Here is a 20,744-nt window from a genome sequence, read left to right on the forward strand (position 1 = left end):
CCTCCGACCGCTCGGTTCGTAGCCGAGTACTCTATCCAGCTGAGCTACGGATGCAAAATGGCGGTGAGGCGGGGATTCGAACCCCGGATGCAGCTTTTGACCGCATACTCCCTTAGCAGGGGAGCGCCTTCAGCCTCTCGGCCACCTCACCACACGCCTCTTACGAGTGCTTCGAAGAACTTGTTTCTGCTCTTCGTCGCTGCGATGGCGCACATATTACTTTCTGGTACTTATAAGTCAAACCTTTTTTCGAGACCTTTTTTTCGTTTGCACACTTCCCGCGCAATTAGCCTGTGAAAACGGCAAAAAGAGTATTTTATCAACAAGAAATTGCTGATTACGCCGCGGCTAACGCAAAAGATAACTGTCGCGGATGCGGAGAAAGAGACAAAAATGAGAGGCTATCGGAGAGGAAAATTGGCAAAAACGGCGGGTGGAAGGAGGCGCCTCACAAAATAGCGAGGCGCGAAAACCTTAGTAACTGGACTGCTGGGATTTTTCAGCCTGGATACGCTGGTAGATCTCTTCACGATGCACGGAGACTTCTTTAGGGGCATTAACGCCAATACGTACCTGGTTACCCTTCACCCCTAAAACTGTCACAGTGACCTCATCTCCAATCATGAGGGTCTCACCAACTCGACGAGTCAGAATCAGCATTCTTTGCTCCTTGAAAGATTAAAAGAGTCGGGTCTCTCGTATCCCGGCATTATCCATCATATAACGCCAAAAAGTAAGCGATGACAAACACCCTACGGTGTAAGCAGTCACGGCATCACATTCTGTTAAACCTAAGTTTAGCCGATATACACAACTTCAACCCGACTTTATCGTTATCAGTGCTTCTCGCGCAAGATGCTGTAATCCGAGAATCACAGCATCTATGCAATTATAGTTATTACAGTTTTGCGCTTACCCAGCCTTTCACACTGGCTAACGCAGCAGGGAGAGCAGACGCATCGGTACCGCCGGCTTGCGCCATATCCGGACGACCGCCCCCTTTACCGCCCACCTGCTGGGCGACCATACCAATCAGTTCCCCGGCTTTCACGCGGTCTGTCACATCCTTAGACACACCTGCAATCAGAGAAACCTTACCTTCTGCGACCGTGGCCAACACGACAATCGTTGAACCCAGCTGATTTTTCAGATCGTCAACCATAGTACGCAGCATTTTCGGCTCAACGCCGGCCAGCTCGCTGACCAGCAGCTTAACGCCGTTAATCTCTTCCGCTTTGCTGGAGAGATTTGCGCTCTCCTGCACGGCAGCCTGCTCTTTCAGCTGCTGCAGCTCTTTTTCCAGCTGACGGCTGCGTTCTAACGCGGCGCGGACTTTGTCACCGAGGCTGTGGGTATCCCCTTTCAGCAGCTGTGCAATATCGCCCAGCAGATCGCTCTGCGCATGCAGCATCGCCATCGCGCCTTCGCCGGTCACCGCTTCGATACGGCGCACGCCAGCGGCGGTACCGGATTCAGAGGTAATGCGGAACAGGCCGATATCACCGGTGCGCGAGGCGTGCGTACCGCCGCACAGCTCGGTGGAAAAATCGCCCATGCTCAGCACGCGAACGCGATCGTCATACTTCTCGCCAAACAGCGCCATCGCGCCGGATTCACGCGCAGCGTCAATATCCATGATATTGGTTTCGATCGGCAGGTTGCGACGAATTTGCGCGTTCACCAGATCTTCTACCGCACGGATCTCCTCCGGCTTCATCGCTTCAAAATGCGAGAAGTCGAAGCGCAATGCTTTGTCGTTGACCAGAGAGCCTTTCTGCGCAACGTGCGTACCGAGAACCTGGCGCAGCGCCGCGTGCATCAGGTGCGTCGCGGAGTGGTTCAGGCGGATACGCTGGCGGCGAGCCTGATCGACATCGGCCTGCACGGCGTCGCCGACTTTAAGCGAACCGCTGGTCAGTTTACCAATATGGCCAATTGCCTGGCCGTACTTCTGCGCGTCGCTGACCTGGAAGGAGAAACCGGCGCCCTTCAGTTCGCCTTTGTCACCCACCTGGCCGCCGGATTCGGCGTAGAACGGCGTCTGGTCGAGGATAACAACCGCTTCCTGACCGGCGTTCACCGCGTCAACCGCTTTACCATCGATAAACAGCGCGGTGACTTTGCCATTCAGTTCCAGGCTGTCATAGCCTTTAAACTCAGAGGCGCCGTCGACGCGGATCATCGCATTGTAGTCCGCGCCAAAGCCGCTGGATTCGCGCGCGCGACGGCGCTGCTCTTCCATCGCGGCTTCAAAGCCGGCTTCGTCAACCTTGATATTGCGTTCGCGGCAAACGTCCGCGGTCAGGTCAACCGGGAAGCCGTAGGTGTCGTACAGGCGGAAAGCGGTTTCGCCATCCAGCGTGTCGCCCTGCAGTTTAGCCAGCTCTTCATCCAGCAGCGCCAGTCCGCGCTCCAGCGTACGGGCAAACTGCTCTTCTTCGGTCTTCAGCACCTGCTCAACCTGAGCCTGCTGCTGTTTCAGCTCTTCGCCGGCGGAACCCATCACGTCAATCAGCGGGGCAACCAGTTTCCAGAAGAAGGTCTCCTTCGCGCCCAGCATGTTGCCATGGCGAATTGCGCGACGAATGATGCGGCGCAGCACGTAGCCGCGGTTTTCATTCGACGGGATAACGCCATCGGCAATCAGGAACGCGCAGGAACGAATGTGGTCAGCGATAACGCGCAGCGACTTGTTCGAGAGATCGGTCGCGCCGGTAACCTTCGCCACGCTCTTAATCAGATCGCGGAACAGGTCGATATCGTAGTTGGAGTTGACGTGCTGCAGCACGGCGGCAATACGCTCGAGGCCCATACCGGTATCCACGGACGGCTTCGGCAGCGGCTCCATTGTCCCGTCAGCCTGACGGTTGAACTGCATAAAGACGATATTCCAGATCTCAATATAGCGATCGCCGTCTTCTTCCGGCGTTCCCGGAGGGCCGCCCCAGATATGGTCGCCATGGTCGAAGAAGATTTCGGTGCATGGACCGCACGGCCCGGTGTCACCCATCTGCCAGAAGTTATCGGAAGCAAACGGCGCGCCTTTGTTGTCGCCGATGCGGATAATACGCTCGCGCGGTACGCCAACTTCATTCGCCCAGATATCGAACGCTTCATCGTCGGTTTCGTAGACGGTCACCCACAGTTTTTCTTTCGGCAGGGCGAACCAGTTTTCACCGGTCAGCAGTTCCCATGCGTATTTGATGGCATCCTGCTTGAAATAATCGCCGAAGCTGAAGTTACCCAGCATTTCAAAGAAGGTGTGGTGACGCGCGGTGTAACCGACGTTTTCCAGATCGTTGTGCTTACCACCCGCACGAACGCAACGCTGCGCGGTGGTCGCGCGCGAATAATTACGTTTGTCGAGACCAAGGAAAACATCCTTGAACTGGTTCATCCCGGCGTTGGTAAACAGCAGGGTCGGGTCGTTATGCGGCACCAGGGAGCTGCTCGCAACTACCTGATGTCCTTTACTATGGAAAAAGTCGAGAAACGCCTGACGGATCTCAGCGGTGCTCTTGCTCATAATTATCCTGAAATCAAGCTAACGAAATGTCGCTGGCAGCCACTACCCAGTATCGACCGGCAGGCTACTCACGAAAATAAAGTGGGAATAAGATAAGTTTTCTTCACGGGGAAGTAAAATCCCGGATGGGTCAATCTGCAAAATTTCGCCAGATTTCCTGAATATCCTCCATCAGATAGCCGCGGTAGAGCAAAAAGCGCTGAATTTTGACTTTTTCTGCAAATACGCTGGGCAGGGGTTCGCCATATTTTCGCTGCGCCTGCTCTTTGGCAAGCCGCGCCCAGTCGATTTCGCACTCGCGCATGGCTGCCTCTGTCGTCTCGCGGGAGATCCCCTTCTGCTTTAGCTCCTGGCGGACGCGCGCCGGGCCATACCCCTTGCGGCTGCGGCTGGCAATGAACTGACGGACAAAGCGTTCGTCGTCCAGATAGCGGTTCTCAATGCACCATTCAACGACTTTATCGACCTCTTCCGGCGTCACATCTAACGCTTCAGGGCCGTTTTTGCTCATGACCGGTGCAGCCAGTTTTCGCCTTAGCTCCTGTTCGCTGTGGTCGCGCATTGCCAGAATGCGAATCGCGCGATCCAGCAGCCTGGCGTAGTCAGAGCGGCGGGATGAAGTTTCAGTCACGGTCAGCCTCGCTAATCAAAAAAAGCAAAAGGGCCGCATAAGCGGCCCCTTGTTAGTCTGTTCAGACGATATCAGAAATCTTGTTCGGTTTCCGCTTCGCTGTTGCCATCAACCGCGAAGTCCGGCGTGGAGTCCTGATTGCTCAGCAGCAGTTCACGAACTTTCTTCTCGATCTCTTTTGCCGCAGCCGGGTTCTCTTTCAGCCAGGAGATGGCGTTCGCTTTACCCTGGCCGATTTTATCGCCGTTATAGCTGTACCATGCGCCGGCTTTCTCAATCAGCTTCTCTTTCACGCCGAGATCGACCAGCTCACCGAAGAAGTTAATCCCTTCGCCGTAGAGGATCTGGAATTCAGCCTGTTTAAACGGCGCGGCGATTTTGTTTTTCACCACTTTAACGCGGGTTTCGCTGCCGACAACGTTGTCGCCCTCTTTCACCGCACCGATACGACGGATATCCAGACGCACGGAGGCGTAGAACTTCAGCGCGTTACCGCCGGTGGTGGTTTCCGGGTTACCGAACATCACGCCAATTTTCATACGAATCTGGTTGATGAAGATGAGCAGGGTGTTGGACTGCTTCAGGTTGCCCGCCAGTTTACGCATCGCCTGGCTCATCATACGCGCCGCGAGGCCCATGTGAGAGTCGCCGATTTCGCCTTCGATTTCCGCTTTCGGCGTCAGCGCCGCAACGGAGTCAACGACGATAACGTCTACCGCACCGGAACGCGCCAGCGCGTCACAGATTTCCAGAGCCTGTTCGCCGGTATCCGGCTGGGAGCACAGCAGGTTGTCGATATCGACGCCCAGCTTGCGTGCGTAAACCGGGTCCAGCGCGTGTTCCGCATCGATAAACGCACAGGTTTTGCCTTCGCGCTGCGCGGCGGCGATAACCTGCAGCGTCAGCGTGGTTTTACCGGAAGATTCAGGCCCGTAGATCTCGACGATACGGCCCATCGGCAGGCCGCCTGCGCCCAGGGCGATATCAAGGGAAAGCGAGCCGGTGGAGATAGTTTCCACATCCATGGAACGGTCTTCACCCAGGCGCATGATGGAGCCTTTACCGAATTGTTTTTCGATCTGGCCCAGTGCTGCCGCCAACGCTTTCTGTTTGTTTTCGTCGATAGCCATTATTACTCCTCTCATGCCGGGTGTAACCGGGTAGTGAATTCTGTTCTGTTGAAGCAATTATACTGTATAGTCATACAGTATCAAGTATTTTGTAGAAATTGTTGCCAGAGGAGATTTAGCGCGTAGGCCGTGGCCTGGCGGCGTACCGACTCGCGGTCTCCGGCAAAGCATTCGCGCCGGGTTACGCCCTGTCCGCTGGCGCTGGCCACGCCAAACCAGACGGTTCCCACCGGCTTTTCCGCGCTGCCGCCGTCCGGCCCGGCGATGCCGCTGACCGAAATGGCATAGTCCGCGCGAGCCGCACGCAGCGCGCCGATGGCCATCTCCACCACCACCGGTTCACTCACCGCGCCATGGCTAAGCAGCGTCGCTTCGCTGACGCCAATCATCTGCGATTTCGCTTCATTGCTGTAAGTGACGAAACCGCGCTCAAACCATGCCGAACTGCCGGCGATATCGGTAAGGGTTTTGGCGACCCAGCCGCCGGTGCAGGACTCCGCCGTGGTCACCGTCGCACCGCGCGCTTTCAGCGCCATCCCCACCTGCTCGCTCAGCTGCATTAATTCCGAATCTGTCATTCGTCGCCCCACGTAAGCTGTACAAAGAGGCCATCAAAGATAGCACTTTCAACGAAGATATGGGGACGAGGTAACGAATTTACGAGTCGGCTGGCGAAAAACATCGGCTATAGCCAACGCTGCATTTTCGGATAGCCGCCCGGGGGCGCCGGTGTCACAATTCACCGCACATATAAGGAAGAGTTAAATGAGAGGTTACCAGGAATGGCCAAAGCAACGCTTACCTCAGAGCAGAACGTGAAAAAAATTCGCCAGGTGCGCCTGTGCCTGTTTGTATGCGGCACAGTTTCGCTGCTAACCGCGCTACTGCATATTTTCACCCGCTCATTCAACCCGCTGTTCGAAGGCGTACAGATCCTGCTGGGCGTGGGCTGTATTGCCAGTGGATTCACATTGAACAAAAAAATCAAGCAGATACTCGCAGAACCATAGCGGCGGATAACCGGCCCATCGCGGGCCGGTTTTTATTTATTTCATACTCGCCGCGATCAGCTCCACGTTGTGACGCAGCATTTTCACGTAGCTGTCCGCCACGCCGCCCGGTTGAGAGAGGGCTTCAGGGTAGAGCTCTCCTCCCGGCTGCGCGCCCGTCGCGCTGGCAATCTGTTTAACCAGTCTTGGATCCAGCTGATTTTCCATAAACCAGGTATGCACCTCGTCGGCTTTAATTTGTCGAATTAATGCCGCCACCTGCGCCGCGCTGGCCTCACTTTCCGAAGATAGCCCCTGTGGCGCGAGGAAGGTCACGCCATAGGCGCGGCCAAAATAGCCGAAAGCATCATGGCTGGTCAGAACCTTACGCTTTGCCTGTGGAATGGCGGTGAACTGGCTTTTAGCCCAGCGATCGATCTCGTTAAGCTGGCTGATATAGCGTTTGCCGGAAGCCTCCAGCGCCAACTTATCTTCCGGGTCGGCTTTCACCAGGCCGTTGAGGATATTCTGCGCGTACAGCGCACCGTTCGCGGCGCTGTTCCACGCATGCGGATCGGTTACCGTTGCGCCATCTTCTTCAAGCGTGTGGGTTTTGACTCCGCGGGAAGCCACCACCAGCTCGCCTTTGAACCCGGATGCTTTAATCAGCCGGTCCAGCCAGCCCTCCAGCCCCAGGCCGTTGACCACCACCACATCGGCGTTGTTCAGCAGCGCGCTGTCTTTCGGCGAGGGTTCGAAGGTATGCGGATCGCCGTCCGGCCCCACTAGCGTATCCACATGCACATGTTCGCCGCCAATCTGCTGCACCATATCGCCCAACACGGAAAAACTGCTCACCACGTTTAGCGTTTTCGCCATCACCCCGTGCGATGCCAGACCCAGCGCCAGCGCCAGCCATATCCCGGTACGTTTCATCATTGTCCTTACCCCATTAATTTACGCCAGCCGACAACCAGCCGGCTGCGCGAGCCAAAAAACACCGATACAAAAAAGAGGCCGCTGGCGGTCAGCACAATGGCGGGTCCGGCAGGCAAATTCGCCGCCCACGACAGGCTCAGCCCCATCCACGCGCAAAAACCGCCCATCAGCGCCGCCAGCAGCAGAATGCCCGGCAGCGTCCGCGCCCAGCAGCGCGCCGCGACCGCGGGCAGCATCATGACTCCCACCGCCATCAGCGTGCCGAGCACCTGAAACCCGGCCACCAGATTGAGCACCAGCAGGGCGAGGAACAGGCCGTGCAGCAGCGCAGGCACTCTTCGCGCGTTCACCTGAAGCCAGACGCTGTCGAAGGCTTCGCTGACCAGGCCGCGATAAAACAGGGCGATGCAAATCAGCGTCAGGCTGGCAACGCCGGTCACAAACAGCGCCGAATCGCGGTCTACCGCCAGAATTGAGCCGAACAGCAGATGCAGCAGGTCGACGTTAGAGCCGCGCAGCGAGACCAGCGTGACGCCCAGCGCCAGGGAGCCGAGATAAAATCCGGCAAAGCTGGCATCCTCTTTTAAAAGCGTGCGTCGGCTGACCCACCCCGCCACCAGCGCCACCGCAATGCCGGCAATAAAACCCCCGACGGTCATCGCCAGCAGCGACATCCCGTTAAGCAGGTAGCCCACCGCCACGCCGGGCAAAATCGCATGCGAGAGCGCATCGCCCATCAGGCTCATGCGGCGTAAAAGTAGGAAGACGCCGAGCATGGTCGTGCTCAGCGAGAGTGCCAGGCACACCACCAGCGCGCGGCGCATAAAGCCAAACTCGATAAAGGGCTGAATGAAGGTGTGCCAGATCATGCCAGCCTCGCGGAGTGAAAGGCAGGCAGCACATCAGGCGTACTGCCCCAGCGGGCGCGCTGCGGCGTCAGCAGCATCGTTTCCGGGAAATAGTCGGCGACCCGCTGGTTATCGTGCAGCACCGCCAGAATCGTCTGCCCCTGCTGATGCATTTCCAGGATCAGCGCCATCAGCTCACGGCAGGTGGCTTCGTCGATGCCGGTAAACGGTTCGTCGAGCATCACCAGCGGCGCGCGCTGCACCATCACCCTCGCGAAGAGCATGCGCTGAAACTGGCCGCCGGAGAGCGCCTCAATCGGCGTTTTCGCCATCGCTAGCAGCCCCACCCGCGCTATGGCCGCGACGATACGCTGGCGCACCTCCCCCCCGAGCCCGCGCAGCAACGATACCTGCGGCCAGGCCCCCTGGCTGACGACATCCTGCACCGTGAGCGGAAACTGCGACTCCAGCGCATGCCGCTGCGCCAGCCAGCCGATAACCGGCCGTCCGTCGCGCCAGTGCAGGCGGCCGCTGACCGGCGGGATAAATCCGGCCAGCGTCTTTAACAGCGTCGATTTCCCGCAGCCGTTCAGGCCGACGATAGCCGTCATACTCCCCGTTGCAATCGTGCCGCTAAGGGACGGCGCGATCGCCAGCCCTTCATAGCCAGCCACCAGATGATCGAGCTCTATCATGGCAGCGATACCGCCCACCAGGTTGCCAGCCACAGGGCGGCCAGCAGCACGCCGGCCATCGCCAGCCGGGCGATGCCTGAAGTCATCAATAAGGAAGTCAATGTTTACGCCTCAATAAAACGTTATAACATAACAATATTAAAAGAAGCGCGGAATGTAAATTGGCGTCAACAAAAGGAAATGCTGCAAAATGTTACAGACTCCTCTCCGGACGGAGAGGAGCACAGAAGACGGGATTACTGCATCCGGGCCTGAGAAACCGCCAGACCGAGCTGCCAGACGGCCATCGCGTAATGGGTGCTGTGGTTATAGCGGGTAATGGTGTAGAAGTTCGGCAGACCGTACCAGTACTGGTAGCCTGTGCCGATATCCAGACGCAGCAGGCTCGCCTGCTGATGGTTACCCAGCGGCTGAGTCGGGGTAAGTCCCGCCGCCGCCAGCTGCGAGACGCTGTATTTGGTTTTGAACCCATTGTTCAGCCCAGGCGCCTGGCCCAGCGCCTGTACCGCGACCAGATCGCCGCTCACCCAGCCGTGCTGCTTGAAGTAGTTCGCTACGCTGCCGATCGCATCGACCGGATCCCACAGGTTGATATGCCCGTCGCCGTTAAAGTCCACCGCGTACTGCCTGTAAGAAGAGGGCATAAACTGACCGTAACCCATCGCGCCGGCGAAGGAGCCTTTCAGATCGAGCGGGTCATCCTGTTCGCTGCGCGCCATCAGCAGGAACGTTTCCAGCTCGCTGGAGAAGTATTCTGCGCGGCGCGGATAGTTAAACGACAGCGTCGCCAGCGCATCAAGGATGCGGGTTTTCCCCATCACCCGGCCCCAGCGGGTCTCGACGCCAATAATCCCGACGATAATTTCCGGCGGCACGCCGTAAACCTGGTACGCGCGGTTGAGCGCATCCTGATACTGGTTCCAGAACGCCACGCCGTTCTGCACGTTATCCGGGGTAATAAACTGTTTTTTGTAGCGCAGCCAGGCGCCGTTTGGCCCTGACGGCGGCAGCCCGGTGGGCGCCTGACGGTCCATCAGACGCAGCACATAGTCCAGGCGTTTGGCCTGGGAGAGGATTTGATGCAGCTGCTGTCGGTCGAAGTCGTGCTTGCTCACCATTTTATCAATGAACTGTTCCGCCGCCGGGTTATTGGCGAAATCGCCGCTCATCTCCATCACGTTATGCTGCGGCTCGAGTAAAAAACCGCCCGTGCCGCCCGCCATTTCCTTTTCCGCAGGAGTTTGAGGTTTGCTGCTGCAGGCAGCGAGGAGAACGCACAGGGGGAGTAAAGCCAGGGAACGACGCTTCAACATGGGACATCCATTTAACAAATCGGCAAGGGGTAATTATGGTAAAGCATGCGCCCGCTCACAAGGAAGCGGCGGCAATGTAAATTCTTTTTTATCGCCCTTTTTCCTCTCGCCCCGTCGGATCCTTCGTTCACTTCAGCCACAATCTTTCAAAATAAAATATTTATCTTTCATTTTGCGATCAATATAACAATTTCAAACCTTTTAAAATGATTAAAATGAGCTTCCAGTTAGCAAGAAAAATAACACGCTGAAGGAGAGAACAATGATTGAAGTCGTTACCCACGGCGCCGAATGGTTTATCGGCCTGTTTCAGAAGGGAGGCGAGGTGTTCACCGGTATGGTCACCGGGATCCTGCCTTTGCTGATCAGTCTGCTGGTGATCATGAACGCGCTGATCAACTTTATTGGTCAGCAGCGGATCGAAAAGCTGGCGCAGCGCTGCGCCGGTAATCCGATCTCCCGCTACCTGCTGCTGCCCTGCATCGGCACCTTCGTTTTCTGTAACCCGATGACCCTGAGCCTTGGGCGCTTTATGCCCGAGAAATACAAACCGAGCTACTACGCGGCGGCCTCCTACAGCTGCCACTCAATGAACGGCCTGTTTCCGCACATCAACCCCGGCGAACTTTTCGTCTATCTGGGGATTGCCAACGGGCTAACCACCCTCGGTCTGCCGTTAGGGCCGCTGGCGGTGAGCTATCTGCTGGTGGGCCTGGTGACGAACTTCTTCCGCGGCTGGGTGACCGACCTGACCACGTCGATTTTTGAGAAAAAAATGGCCATCCAGCTTGAGCAGAAAGTGCATCTGTCAGGAGCAACATCATGACCCGTATTCGCATTGAAAAAGGCGCCGGCGGCTGGGGCGGCCCGCTCGAACTGGACGCCGTTGCCGGTAAAAAGATTGTCTATATCACCGCGGGCACCCGCCCGGCGATCGTCGATAAAATTGCCCGCCTCACCGGCTGGCAGGCGGTCGATGGCTTCAAAGAGGGCGAACCGCCGGAAGCGGAAATCGGCGTGGCAATTATCGACTGCGGCGGCACCCTGCGCTGCGGTATCTACCCGAAGCGCCGCATCCCGACCATTAATATCCACGCGACCGGCAAATCGGGTCCGCTGGCGCAGTACATCGTCGAAGACATTTACGTTTCCGGCGTCAAAGAAGAGAACATTTTCGCGCTGGAAGAGGGGCTCTCCCCGGCCCCGCAGGCCTCGCCAGCCCAGCCGGCGGCCCGCGACTATGACACCAGCAAGAAAATAACCGAGCAGAGCGACGGCCTGCTGGCCAAAGTTGGTATGGGGATGGGCTCGGTCGTGGCGGTGCTGTTCCAGGCCGGGCGCGACACCATCGATACGGTGCTGAAAACCATTCTGCCGTTTATGGCCTTCGTCGCGGCGCTGATCGGCATCATCATGGCCTCCGGCATCGGCGACTGGATTGCCCACGGCCTGGCGCCGCTCGCCAGCCATCCGCTGGGCCTCGTGACCCTGGCGCTGATCTGTTCTTTCCCGCTGCTGTCGCCGTTTCTCGGCCCCGGCGCGGTCATCGCCCAGGTTATCGGCGTGCTGATTGGCGTACAGATTGGCCTTGGCAATATTCCGCCGCATCTCGCCCTGCCCGCGCTGTTCGCCATTAACGCCCAGGCCGCCTGCGACTTTATCCCGGTTGGCCTGTCGCTGGCGGAAGCGCGCCAGGACACCGTGCGCGTCGGCGTACCGTCGGTACTGGTGAGCCGCTTCCTGACCGGCGCGCCAACGGTGCTGATCGCCTGGTTCGTTTCCGGATTTATTTACCAATAAGAGGTGCCTGAAGATGACCGTGATTTACCAGACCACCATTACGCATATCGGCGCCAGCGCGGCGATGGCGCTGGACGAGCAGATGCTGATCACCTTCCGCGAAGGCGCCCCGGCCGATATCGAAGAGTACTGCTTTATTCACAACCACGGCGAGCTCTCCGGCGCGCTGGTGCCGGGCGCTGAGCTGCAGCTCGGCGAGCTGCGCTACCCGGTCACCGCCGTCGGCGACGTCGCCGAGCAGAACCTGCGCGAGCTGGGCCATATCACGCTGCGCTTTGACGGCCACCGCGAAGCGGAATTCCCCGGAACCGTACACGTGGCGGGGCCGGTGCCGGAAGGCATCGCCGCCGGCTGCGTACTGAAATTTGTTGCTTAAGCTGTAAGGAGAAAATTATGAATCAGGTTGCTGTTGTCATCGGTGGGGGACAAACCTTAGGGGAGTTTCTGTGTCGCGGGCTTGCCGCAGAAGGCTATCGCGTGGCGGTGGTCGATATTCAGAGCGATAAAGCGACCCGCGTCGCGCAGGCCATCAATGCAGAACATGGCGAAGGCACGGCGTGGGGCTTCGGCGCGGACGCCACCAGCGAAGCCAGCGTGGTCGCCCTCGCCCGCGGGGTAGACGAAATATTTTCCCGCGTCGACCTGCTGGTCTATAGCGCCGGGATCGCTAAAGCGGCGTTTATCAGCGACTTCGCGCTGGGGGATTTCGACCGTTCGCTGCAGGTGAATCTGGTGGGCTACTTCCTCTGCGCCCGCGAGTTTTCCCGCCTGATGATCCGCGACGGCATTAAAGGTCGCATCATCCAGATCAACTCTAAATCCGGCAAAGTGGGCAGCAAGCATAACTCCGGCTATAGCGCGGCGAAGTTTGGCGGCGTGGGGCTGACGCAGTCGCTGGCGCTGGACCTCGCGGAGTACGGGATTACCGTGCACTCCCTGATGCTCGGCAACCTGCTGAAGTCGCCGATGTTCCAGTCTCTGCTGCCGCAGTACGCCACCAAGCTGGGGATCCCGGAGGAGCAGGTCGAGCAGTATTACATCGACAAAGTCCCGCTGAAGCGCGGCTGCGATTACCAGGACGTACTTAACGTGCTGATGTTTTACGCCAGTCCGCAGGCTTCATACTGCACCGGGCAGTCTATCAACGTCACCGGCGGGCAGGTGATGTTTTAAATCAGAGGTCCCGGATTGCGCTGCGCTTATCCGAGCTACAAAACCGGCACCCCGCGCCGATCCGTAGCCCGGGTAAGGCGCAACGCGCCGCCTCCGGGGAAATATCGCACACACCTTAAGGAGACTTTTATGGTTACCGCACTTATCACCATCGCCGCCATCGCCTGGATAACCCAGCTCGCCTTTGGCGGCTGGCAAATCAGGCAGTTCAATCGCGCATTCGATCGGCTGTGCCAGCAGGGACGCGTCGGCGTCGGCCGCTCCTCGGGGCGGTTCAAGCCGCGCGCCGTCGTCGCCATCGCCGTCGACGAAAACGACCGCATTCGCGATACGCTGTTAATGAAAGGCCTCACCGTTTTCGCCAGGCCGCAAAAAATTCCCGCCCTCACCGGTAAGCATCTTAAGGAATTGCAGCCTGATGTGATCTTTCCCAATGATCCGCTCTGTCAGAATGCACTATCATTAGCGCTTAATCCGAAACATGGATAATTTCGTTGTGAACGTTAATATCTTGCGAAATTATCATTTCGAAACTTTAAACGCAGGATACAACGCCTATGAAACCACGTCAGCGCCAGGCAGCCATTCTCGAGCACCTGCAATCGCAGGGCAAATGCTCGGTCGAAGAGCTGGCGCAACACTTCGACACCACCGGCACCACCATCCGTAAGGATCTGGTGATCCTTGAGAATGCCGGTACCGTTATCCGCACTTACGGCGGCGTGGTGTTAAATAAAGACGAGGCCGATCCGCCCATCGACCACAAAACGCTGATCAACACCCATAAAAAAGAGCGGATTGCCGAAGCCGCGGTCAGCTTTATTCACGATGGCGACTCGATCATTCTTGACGCCGGCAGCACGGTGCTGCAAATGGTGCCGATGCTCAGCCGCTTCAATAACATTACCGTGATGACCAACAGCCTGCATATCGTCAACGCCCTCTCCGAACTGGATAACGAACAAACCATCCTGATGCCGGGCGGCACGTTCCGCAAAAAATCGGCCTCCTTTCACGGCCAGCTGGCGGAAAACGCCTTCGAACACTTCAGCTTCGATCGACTGTTTATGGGCACCGACGGCATTGATTTAATCGCCGGCGTCACCACCTTTAATGAGGTTTATACGGTCAGCAAAGCGATGTGCAATGCCGCCCGCGAAGTTATCCTGATGGCCGACTCGTCGAAGTTTGGCCGCAAAAGTCCCAATATCGTCTGCGGCCTGGAGAGCGTAGACAAACTGATTACCGATGCCGATATCAGCCCGGAATTTAAGCGGGCGCTGGAAGACAAAGGCATCGAAGTCATTATTACTGGAGAACATCATGAGTAACTTTCTGTTAGAAGCCGGACGCCAGACCCTGATGCTGGAGCTTCAGGAGGCGAGCCGCCTGCCTGAACGCCTGGGCGACGACTTCATCCACGCGGCGGAAACCATTATCCACTGCGAGGGCAAACTGGTCGTCTCCGGTATCGGTAAATCGGGTCATATTGGTAAAAAGCTGGCCGCCACCTTCGCCAGCACCGGCACCCCGGCATTTTTTGTTCACCCGGCGGAAGCGCTGCACGGCGACCTCGGCATGCTCGACAGACGCGACGTGATGCTGTTTATCTCTTACTCCGGCAGCGCTAAAGAGCTGGATCTTATCGTTCCGCGCCTGGAGGAAAAATCTATTCCGCTGCTGGCGATGACCGGTAAATCCACTTCACCGCTGGCGCTGGCGGCCAAAGCGGTGCTTGATATTGCCGTAGAGCGTGAAGCCTGCCCGATGCACCTCGCGCCCACCTCCAGCACCGTCAATACCCTGATGCTCGGCGACGCGCTGGCCATGGCGGTCATGCAGGCCCGCGGCTTTAACGAAGAAGATTTCGCCCGTTCGCACCCGGCCGGCGCGCTGGGCGCGCGGCTGCTGAACAAAGTTCACCATCTGATGCGCCGCGACGGCGACGTGCCGCGCGTCGCCAACGACACCAGCGTCATGGACGCGATGCTCGAACTCAGCCGCACCGGCCTGGGGCTGGTGGCGGTCTGCGATGAGCGCAATCACGTGCAGGGCGTCTTTACCGACGGCGACCTGCGCCGCTGGCTGGTGGGCGGCGGCAGCTTACAGGATATCGTCAGCCAGGCGATGACCCGCAACGGCGTCACTCTGCAAGCGGAAAGCCGCGCGATAGAAGCCAAAGAGCGCCTGATGAAGCATAAAATCAGCGCCGCTCCGGTGGTGGATGAAAGCGGCCAGCTGGTCGGCGCGATTAACCTGCAGAATTTTTATCAGGCCGGGATCCTTTAAGCCCCAGACGCTTCGCCAGCCGGTGCAGGTTGGCGACGTCGAGCCCCAGCGCGCGGGCGGCGGCGGCCCAGCTGCGGCCATTAGCCGCCAGCGCGCTGGCGATCGCTTCGCGCTGGAACGCCTCCGTCGCCTCGCGCAGGCTCACTGCTTCCGCCGCCGGCTGCGGGCTGACGGTCGGCAAGGCTGGCGCTTCCCCGGCCAGCTGAAAATGCTGCGGCTCCAGCACGATATCATTACCCGCCTGCGTCGCCCGCGCCAGCACCACCGCCCGATGAATCGCGTGCTCCAGTTCGCGTACGTTGCCCGGCCATGACCAGGCGAGCAGCCTGGCCCGCGTCGCTTCGCTTAAAATCACCTGCGCCAGCCCCATACGCAAACGGCACTGTTCGCAAAAATAGCCGGCCAGCAGCACTACATCACTTTCCCGCTCGCGCAGCGCCGGAACCGACAGCGGAAACACGCTCAGGCGATGATACAGGTCGGCGCGAAAGCGCCCCTCCACCACCTCCTGACGCAGGTCGCGGTTGGTGGCCGCCAGCACCCGCACATCAACCCGCAGGCTGCGATCGTCGCCGACGCGCTGAATATCGCCATACTGCAGCACCCGCAGCAGCTTGGCCTGGAGCGCCAGCGAAAGCTCGCCAATTTCATCGAGGAACAGCGTCCCGTTGTCCGCCATTTCAAATTTACCGCTGCGGTTGCTGATCGCCCCGGTAAACGCCCCTTTGACGTGGCCAAACAGCTCGCTCTCCGCCACGCTCTCCGGCAGGGCCGCGCAGTTGAGATAGACCAGCGGATTGGCCGCCCGCGGCGACCCCTGATGCACCGCTTTCGCCACCAGCTCTTTGCCGGTGCCGGTCTCGCCGCTAATCAGCACGTTTAAGTCAGAAGCCGCGACGATATCGATCTCTTTTTTCAGCTGCAGCATCGGCGCCGACAGGCCAATCATCTCCTGACGTTCGGCTGCCGGATACACGATAGCCTGCTCCGGCAGCACGTTTTGATTCTCCAGCCGGGCGATCAGCAGCGCGTTATTGAGCGCCCCGGCCACCAGGGCGGCAATCAGGCGCAGCTCCTCGTCGCTGAAGCTGTCAAAACGGTCCGCATCCATGCCGTCGAGGGTGAGCGCGCCGATCAGGGTTTGCCCGGCAAACAGCGGCAGGCCGACGCAGGCGTGCACCTTCAGGCTCTCCTGTCCGGGGATCAGGCCATCGTAAGGGTCCGGCAGATCGCTATCCGCCGGGAAGCGCACCACGTCCCCCGCCCGGGCAATCGCCTCCAGCCGCGGGTGGCCTTCAAGGGCAAAGCGTCGGCCAAGTACGTCCTGGGCCAGGCCATCAATCGCCAGCGGCACAAACTGGTGCGCCTCGTAGCGCAGCAGCGCCGAAGCATCGCAGCCGAGTATCTGCCGCAGGGTGGTAATCAAACGCGAAAAACGGTCGGCATGGCCGAGATCGCTTTGTAAATCAATGGCGATTTTCGCCAGGGCCTCGACGGAGAAACTCATTGTCGCCTCATAGTCATTTTGACACCAAGCGTAGTCATATCGACTATTTTAACCATTGTCAATTTGACATCAACAGATTTAATAAAAAACTTAAAACACTTTAAATTCAATTATTTAAAAAGTTGGCACGCAACTTGATATAAGCAAAACATCTTATTTGAACACTGCTGAATTAATTGAGGTTGCTATGTCTATTCTGGTTAAAAATAACATTCATTGGGTTGGCCAACGCGACTGGGAAGTGCGTGATTTCCACGGGACTGAATACAAAACGCTGCGCGGCAGCAGCTACAACAGCTATCTCATCCGGGAAGAAAAAAATGTGCTGATCGATACCGTCGATCATAAATTCAGCCGTGAATTCGTGCAGAACCTGCGCGGTGAAATCGACCTCGCCGATATTGATTACATCATTATCAACCATGCTGAGGAGGACCATGCCGGCGCGCTGACCGAGCTGATGACCCAGATCCCGGACACCCCGATTTACTGTACCGCCAACGCCATCGACTCCATCACCGGACACCATCATCACCCGGAGTGGAATTTTAAGGTGGTGAAAACAGGCGACAGCCTGGATATCGGCAACGGCAAACAGCTGATTTTCGTGGAAACCCCGATGCTGCACTGGCCGGATAGCATGATGACCTATATGACCGGCGACGCGGTGCTGTTCAGCAACGACGCCTTCGGCCAGCACTACTGCGATGAACATCTGTTTAATGATGAAGTTGACCAGGTTGAGCTTTATGAGCAGTGCCAGCGCTACTATGCCAATATTCTGACCCCGTTCAGCCGCCTGGTGACGCCGAAAATTACCGAAATCCTCGGCTTTAACCTGCCGGTGGATATGATTGCGACCTCCCACGGCGTGGTCTGGCGCGATAACCCGACGCAGATCGTCGAAAAATATCTCGAGTGGGCGGCGGATTATCAGGAAGACCGCATCACGATTTTCTACGACACCATGTCCAACAACACCCGCATGATGGCCGACGCGATAGCCCAGGGCATTACCGACGTGGATCCGCGCGTGGCGGTGAAAATTTTCAACGTCGCCCGCAGCGATAAAAATGACATTCTGACCAACGTGTTCCGCTCGAAGGGCGTGCTGGTCGGCACCTCAACCATGAATAACGTGATGATGCCGAAAATCGCCGGGCTGGTGGAGGAGATGACCGGCCTGCGTTTCCGTAACAAGCGCGCCAGCGCCTTCGGCTCCCACGGCTGGAGCGGCGGCGCGGTTGACCGCCTGTCCACGCGTTTACAGGATGCGGGCTTTGAAATGTCCCTGAGCCTGAAGGCCAAATGGCGCCCGGATCTCGACGCGCTGGAAGTGTGCCGCGAGCACGGCCGCGAAATCGCCCGCCAGTGGGCCCTCTCCCCGCTGCCGGCGAGCCAGACCAAACACGCCGCGCCTGAGGCAACGCCCTGCGCAGCGCCAGCGGCAGCCGATCTCGGCCCGAAAATGCAGTGCAGCGTTTGCCAGTGGATTTACGACCCCGAACAGGGCGAACCGAACCAGGACGTCCAGCCGGGCACGCCGTGGAGCGAAGTCCCGGATAACTTCCTCTGCCCTGAGTGTTCGCTGGGTAAAGATGTGTTTGACGTTCTGGCATCGGAGGCAAAATGAGTGATGGCATCGTCATCATCGGTTCGGGCTTCGCGGCCCGTCAGCTGGTGAAAAATATTCGCAAGCAGGACCCGAATATCCCGCTGACCCTGATCGCCGCCGACAGCATGGATGAGTACAACAAACCGGATCTCAGCCATGTGGTCAGCCGCGGGCAGAACGCCGACGACCTGACCCTGCAAACGGCGGGCGAGTTTGCCGAGCAGTACAATCTGCGCCTGTTTCCGCATACCTGGGTCAGCGATATCGACGCCGAGCAGCACCTGGTGAAGAGCCAGGACCGCGAGTGGCGCTATGACAAACTGGTGCTGGCCACCGGCGCGACGCCGTTTATCCCACCGGTGCCGGGCCGCGAGCTGATGCTGACCCTGAACAGCCAGCGGGAATACGGTGCGGCGCAAAGCCATCTGCGCGATGCAAAAAGGGTGCTGATCGTCGGCGGCGGGCTGATTGGCTGCGAGCTGGCGATGGATTTCTGCCGCGCCGGCAAAGCGGTGACGGTGGTGGATAACTCCGCCAGCGTACTGTCGGCCCTGATGCCGCCCGAGGCCAGCAGCCGACTGCAGCATCGTCTGACCGACATGGGCGTGCATCTGATGCTGAAGTCCCAGCTGGAAAGCCTGGCGCAGAGCGCCGACGGGATTCGCGTCGCCCTTGACCGCCAGCGTACGGTGACGGTGGATGCGGTGGTGGCCGCCGCCGGTTTACGCCCGGAAACGGCGCTGGCGCGGCATGCGGGACTGCAGACGCACCGCGGCGTGGTGGTGAACAGTCAGCTGCAAACCAGCCATCCGGCGATTTACGCCCTCGGCGACTGCGCGGAAATCAACGGCATGGTCCTGCCTTTTCTGCAGCCGATTCTGCTAAGCGCCATGTGCCTGAGTAAAAATCTGCTGGCCCAGCAGGGAGAACTGAAGCTGCCGCCGATGCTGGTGAAGGTCAAAACGCCGGATTTACCGCTGCACCTGGCGGGCGATACCCGGCGCGAGGATCTGACGTGGAATATCGTTGCCGCCAAAGACGGCCTGGTCGCGAAAGGCGTTGACGCCGAGAACCAGCTGCGCGCTTTTGTGGTCAGCGAGGATCGCATGAAAGATGCTTTTGCCCTGCTCAAGCAGCTGGTGAGTTAACCTCGATGAAATGAGGTTATTCCCGGGTCGCGGCGTAAACGCCTTACCCGGGCTACCGGATCTCAGACGGCCATTAACCTGTAGCCCGGCTAAGCGCAGCGCGAGCCGGGGAAATGCCCAACCTACCGCGCCAGATTATCGTACCCGCGCCAGCGGTAGTTGAGCACCGACAGCACCCAGCAGGCCACGAACAGCCCGACCACCACAAAACCGGCGTCGCCGAGATGGTCGTTCAATGCGCCAACCCAGCGCCAGAGGCCGCCGCTCAGAGAGAACTTATCCATCAACAGCCCCAGCGCTTCCAGACCGCCGATAAACAGCGCCACCACCACCGAGGTACCGGTAATGGTCATATTGTAATAGAGCTTGCGCTGCGGCTTGCTGAACGCCCAGCCGTAGGCGCCGACCATCAGCACGTTATCGAGCGTATCCACCAGCGCCATCCCGCTGGCGAACAGCGCCGGAAAAACCATAATCGACCAAATTGACACCCCGCTCGACGCGCTGGCGGCGGAGATCCCCAGCACGCCGATTTCCGTCGCCGTATCAAAGCCGAGGCCAAACAGAAAGCCCACCAGATACATCTGCCAGCTGCGGCTAATCAGGCGGAAGGTTTTACCGAACAACCAGCTCATCATGCCGCCGCCGGTCATGACCTCATCGCTCACCTTTTCGCCCTGCTTCCACGCCCGAAAGCTGCGCCAGACGCTGCGCAAAATGACCAGGTTGATAAAGGCCATCACCAGCAGAAACAGCGCCGACACGGCGGTGCCGATAACGCTGCCGGTCTCGTGAAACCAGCTCATCTGCTGGCCAAACGCGGTGGCGGTCGCGGCAATCGCCGCCGAAGCCAGCACCACAATCGACGAATGCCCCAGCGAGAACCACGCGCCAACGGCAAAAGGCCGCTTCCCCTGCTGCATCATTTTGCGGGTCACGTTGTCGATGGCCGCGATATGGTCGGCGTCCACCGCGTGGCGCAGACCATAACCCCAGGCCAGCAGGCTGGCGGCCATCAGCGCGCCGCTGCCGCCGAACGCCGTAAACGCCCAGCCCCAGGCCAGCAAATTGGCGGCAATCAATGCCAGCACCAGCGCCGCTGCGCGCGGCTGCTGACGCAAAATCGTCACTATCATATCGG

The 20,744-nt window shown here is 58.6% G+C and carries 21 protein-coding genes and 1 tRNA gene; 10 read left to right on the plus strand and 12 right to left on the minus strand.

The annotated features are described in order from the left end of the window. Nucleotides 1-58: 58 nt before the first annotated feature. From ABLU67_RS22740 to pncC, 6 genes are all read right to left on the minus strand, one after another. A tRNA-Ser gene (locus tag ABLU67_RS22740) sits at nucleotides 59-151 on the minus strand. Between the two features lie 323 nt (nucleotides 152-474). Beyond that, nucleotides 475-660, minus strand: coding sequence for a carbon storage regulator CsrA (gene csrA / locus ABLU67_RS22745; protein ID WP_000906486.1), 186 nt, complete (start codon nucleotides 658-660; stop codon nucleotides 475-477). Between the two features lie 238 nt (nucleotides 661-898). Next, nucleotides 899-3,526 carry an alanine--tRNA ligase gene (gene alaS, locus ABLU67_RS22750; protein ID WP_032720437.1) on the minus strand — a complete coding sequence of 876 codons (2,628 nt, stop codon included), beginning with the start codon at nucleotides 3,524-3,526 and terminating at the stop codon, nucleotides 899-901. Nucleotides 3,527-3,656: 130 nt separating this feature from the next. Next, nucleotides 3,657-4,157, minus strand: coding sequence for a recombination regulator RecX (gene recX, locus ABLU67_RS22755; protein ID WP_009651620.1), 501 nt, complete (start codon nucleotides 4,155-4,157; stop codon nucleotides 3,657-3,659). 71 nt (nucleotides 4,158-4,228) lie between these two features. Next, nucleotides 4,229-5,287: a recombinase RecA gene (recA, locus tag ABLU67_RS22760; protein WP_004104808.1), complete on the minus strand. Its 1,059-nt coding sequence runs from the start codon at nucleotides 5,285-5,287 to the stop codon at nucleotides 4,229-4,231. 80 nt (nucleotides 5,288-5,367) lie between these two features. Beyond that, nucleotides 5,368-5,865: a nicotinamide-nucleotide amidase gene (pncC, locus tag ABLU67_RS22765; protein ID WP_014226512.1), complete on the minus strand. Its 498-nt coding sequence runs from the start codon at nucleotides 5,863-5,865 to the stop codon at nucleotides 5,368-5,370. 204 nt (nucleotides 5,866-6,069) lie between these two features. Here pncC and ABLU67_RS22770 point away from each other — a divergent pair, with 204 nt between their 5' ends. Further along, on the plus strand, nucleotides 6,070-6,297 hold the full coding sequence (locus ABLU67_RS22770) for a hypothetical protein (RefSeq protein ID WP_025107287.1): 228 nt from the start codon (nucleotides 6,070-6,072) through the stop codon (nucleotides 6,295-6,297). A 36-nt stretch (nucleotides 6,298-6,333) separates the two neighbouring features. Here ABLU67_RS22770 and ABLU67_RS22775 read toward each other — a convergent pair whose 3' ends face one another. From ABLU67_RS22775 to mltB, 4 genes are all read right to left on the minus strand, one after another. Further along, complete coding sequence (locus ABLU67_RS22775) at nucleotides 6,334-7,212, minus strand: metal ABC transporter substrate-binding protein (protein ID WP_014226514.1); 879 nt, start codon at nucleotides 7,210-7,212, stop codon at nucleotides 6,334-6,336. An 8-nt stretch (nucleotides 7,213-7,220) separates the two neighbouring features. After that, nucleotides 7,221-8,084 carry a metal ABC transporter permease gene (locus tag ABLU67_RS22780; RefSeq protein WP_014226515.1) on the minus strand — a complete coding sequence of 288 codons (864 nt, stop codon included), beginning with the start codon at nucleotides 8,082-8,084 and terminating at the stop codon, nucleotides 7,221-7,223. After that, a complete protein-coding gene (locus tag ABLU67_RS22785; protein ID WP_162557671.1) occupies nucleotides 8,081-8,791 on the minus strand; it encodes an ATP-binding cassette domain-containing protein in 711 nt (236 codons plus the stop codon). The genes ABLU67_RS22780 and ABLU67_RS22785 overlap by 4 nt, the downstream gene beginning before the upstream one ends. 203 nt (nucleotides 8,792-8,994) lie before the next feature. Then, nucleotides 8,995-10,071 carry a lytic murein transglycosylase B gene (gene mltB, locus ABLU67_RS22790; protein WP_128334576.1) on the minus strand — a complete coding sequence of 359 codons (1,077 nt, stop codon included), beginning with the start codon at nucleotides 10,069-10,071 and terminating at the stop codon, nucleotides 8,995-8,997. 262 nt (nucleotides 10,072-10,333) lie between these two features. On the opposite strand from mltB, the gene srlA reads away from it, so the two are divergent. The 7 genes from srlA to gutQ all read left to right on the plus strand — a co-directional run bounded on the left by srlA (nucleotide 10,334) and on the right by gutQ (nucleotide 15,333). Then, nucleotides 10,334-10,897 carry a PTS glucitol/sorbitol transporter subunit IIC gene (gene srlA / locus ABLU67_RS22795; protein ID WP_004104818.1) on the plus strand — a complete coding sequence of 188 codons (564 nt, stop codon included), beginning with the start codon at nucleotides 10,334-10,336 and terminating at the stop codon, nucleotides 10,895-10,897. Then, complete coding sequence (locus ABLU67_RS22800; RefSeq protein WP_057173198.1) at nucleotides 10,894-11,871, plus strand: PTS glucitol/sorbitol transporter subunit IIB; 978 nt, start codon at nucleotides 10,894-10,896, stop codon at nucleotides 11,869-11,871. The genes srlA and ABLU67_RS22800 overlap by 4 nt, the downstream gene beginning before the upstream one ends. Nucleotides 11,872-11,884: 13 nt before the next feature. After that, nucleotides 11,885-12,247 (plus strand): PTS glucitol/sorbitol transporter subunit IIA, encoded by a 363-nt coding sequence (gene srlB / locus ABLU67_RS22805; protein ID WP_004132227.1) that lies wholly within the window; start codon nucleotides 11,885-11,887, stop codon nucleotides 12,245-12,247. A 17-nt stretch (nucleotides 12,248-12,264) separates the two neighbouring features. Next, nucleotides 12,265-13,044, plus strand: a complete 780-nt coding sequence (gene srlD, locus ABLU67_RS22810; protein WP_014226518.1) for a sorbitol-6-phosphate dehydrogenase — start codon at nucleotides 12,265-12,267, stop codon at nucleotides 13,042-13,044. Nucleotides 13,045-13,173: 129 nt separating this feature from the next. After that, complete coding sequence (gutM, locus tag ABLU67_RS22815; RefSeq protein WP_014839303.1) at nucleotides 13,174-13,533, plus strand: transcriptional regulator GutM; 360 nt, start codon at nucleotides 13,174-13,176, stop codon at nucleotides 13,531-13,533. 68 nt (nucleotides 13,534-13,601) lie between these two features. Then, nucleotides 13,602-14,375, plus strand: a complete 774-nt coding sequence (locus ABLU67_RS22820; protein WP_004104826.1) for a DNA-binding transcriptional repressor — start codon at nucleotides 13,602-13,604, stop codon at nucleotides 14,373-14,375. Beyond that, nucleotides 14,368-15,333 (plus strand): arabinose-5-phosphate isomerase GutQ, encoded by a 966-nt coding sequence (gene gutQ / locus ABLU67_RS22825; RefSeq protein WP_025107286.1) that lies wholly within the window; start codon nucleotides 14,368-14,370, stop codon nucleotides 15,331-15,333. Before ABLU67_RS22820 ends, gutQ begins: the two co-directional genes overlap by 8 nt. Here gutQ and norR read toward each other — a convergent pair. Beyond that, complete coding sequence (gene norR / locus ABLU67_RS22830) at nucleotides 15,296-16,840, minus strand: nitric oxide reductase transcriptional regulator NorR (protein WP_049082752.1); 1,545 nt, start codon at nucleotides 16,838-16,840, stop codon at nucleotides 15,296-15,298. The two genes, gutQ and norR, sit on opposite strands and share 38 nt — an antisense overlap. Before the next feature lie 187 nt (nucleotides 16,841-17,027). Between norR and norV the strand changes: the two genes are divergently transcribed. Continuing rightward, on the plus strand, nucleotides 17,028-18,473 hold the full coding sequence (gene norV, locus ABLU67_RS22835; protein ID WP_109241295.1) for an anaerobic nitric oxide reductase flavorubredoxin: 1,446 nt from the start codon (nucleotides 17,028-17,030) through the stop codon (nucleotides 18,471-18,473). Then, nucleotides 18,470-19,603 (plus strand): NADH:flavorubredoxin reductase NorW, encoded by a 1,134-nt coding sequence (gene norW / locus ABLU67_RS22840; protein ID WP_196545676.1) that lies wholly within the window; start codon nucleotides 18,470-18,472, stop codon nucleotides 19,601-19,603. Before norV ends, norW begins: the two co-directional genes overlap by 4 nt. Nucleotides 19,604-19,725: 122 nt before the next feature. Here norW and ABLU67_RS22845 read toward each other — a convergent pair whose 3' ends face one another. Then, nucleotides 19,726-20,739, minus strand: coding sequence for a HoxN/HupN/NixA family nickel/cobalt transporter (locus ABLU67_RS22845; protein ID WP_025107282.1), 1,014 nt, complete (start codon nucleotides 20,737-20,739; stop codon nucleotides 19,726-19,728). Nucleotides 20,740-20,744: the final 5 nt, after the last annotated feature.

The organism is Klebsiella sp. GN_Kp190 (assembly GCF_040061795.1).
GTDB lineage: Bacteria > Pseudomonadota > Gammaproteobacteria > Enterobacterales > Enterobacteriaceae > Klebsiella > Klebsiella michiganensis.

Bases quoted from the DNA above. Each gene is read 5' to 3' on its own strand.
- csrA (WP_000906486.1), bottom strand. From the start codon at position 660: ATGCTGATTCTGACTCGTCGAGTTGGTGAGACCCTCATGATTGGAGAT.
- gutM (WP_014839303.1), top strand. From the start codon at position 13,174: ATGGTTACCGCACTTATCACCATCGCCGCCATCGCCTGGATAACCCAG.
- srlD (WP_014226518.1), top strand. From the start codon at position 12,265: ATGAATCAGGTTGCTGTTGTCATCGGTGGGGGACAAACCTTAGGGGAG.
- ABLU67_RS22770 (WP_025107287.1), top strand. From the start codon at position 6,070: ATGGCCAAAGCAACGCTTACCTCAGAGCAGAACGTGAAAAAAATTCGC.
- srlB (WP_004132227.1), top strand. From the start codon at position 11,885: ATGACCGTGATTTACCAGACCACCATTACGCATATCGGCGCCAGCGCG.
- ABLU67_RS22775 (WP_014226514.1), bottom strand. From the start codon at position 7,212: ATGAAACGTACCGGGATATGGCTGGCGCTGGCGCTGGGTCTGGCATCG.
- norR (WP_049082752.1), bottom strand. From the start codon at position 16,840: ATGAGTTTCTCCGTCGAGGCCCTGGCGAAAATCGCCATTGATTTACAA.
- recA (WP_004104808.1), bottom strand. From the start codon at position 5,287: ATGGCTATCGACGAAAACAAACAGAAAGCGTTGGCGGCAGCACTGGGC.
- ABLU67_RS22845 (WP_025107282.1), bottom strand. From the start codon at position 20,739: ATGATAGTGACGATTTTGCGTCAGCAGCCGCGCGCAGCGGCGCTGGTG.
- mltB (WP_128334576.1), bottom strand. From the start codon at position 10,071: ATGTTGAAGCGTCGTTCCCTGGCTTTACTCCCCCTGTGCGTTCTCCTC.
- srlA (WP_004104818.1), top strand. From the start codon at position 10,334: ATGATTGAAGTCGTTACCCACGGCGCCGAATGGTTTATCGGCCTGTTT.
- norV (WP_109241295.1), top strand. From the start codon at position 17,028: ATGTCTATTCTGGTTAAAAATAACATTCATTGGGTTGGCCAACGCGAC.
- ABLU67_RS22800 (WP_057173198.1), top strand. From the start codon at position 10,894: ATGACCCGTATTCGCATTGAAAAAGGCGCCGGCGGCTGGGGCGGCCCG.
- alaS (WP_032720437.1), bottom strand. From the start codon at position 3,526: ATGAGCAAGAGCACCGCTGAGATCCGTCAGGCGTTTCTCGACTTTTTC.
- gutQ (WP_025107286.1), top strand. From the start codon at position 14,368: ATGAGTAACTTTCTGTTAGAAGCCGGACGCCAGACCCTGATGCTGGAG.
- pncC (WP_014226512.1), bottom strand. From the start codon at position 5,865: ATGACAGATTCGGAATTAATGCAGCTGAGCGAGCAGGTGGGGATGGCG.
- ABLU67_RS22820 (WP_004104826.1), top strand. From the start codon at position 13,602: ATGAAACCACGTCAGCGCCAGGCAGCCATTCTCGAGCACCTGCAATCG.
- norW (WP_196545676.1), top strand. From the start codon at position 18,470: ATGAGTGATGGCATCGTCATCATCGGTTCGGGCTTCGCGGCCCGTCAG.
- ABLU67_RS22780 (WP_014226515.1), bottom strand. From the start codon at position 8,084: ATGATCTGGCACACCTTCATTCAGCCCTTTATCGAGTTTGGCTTTATG.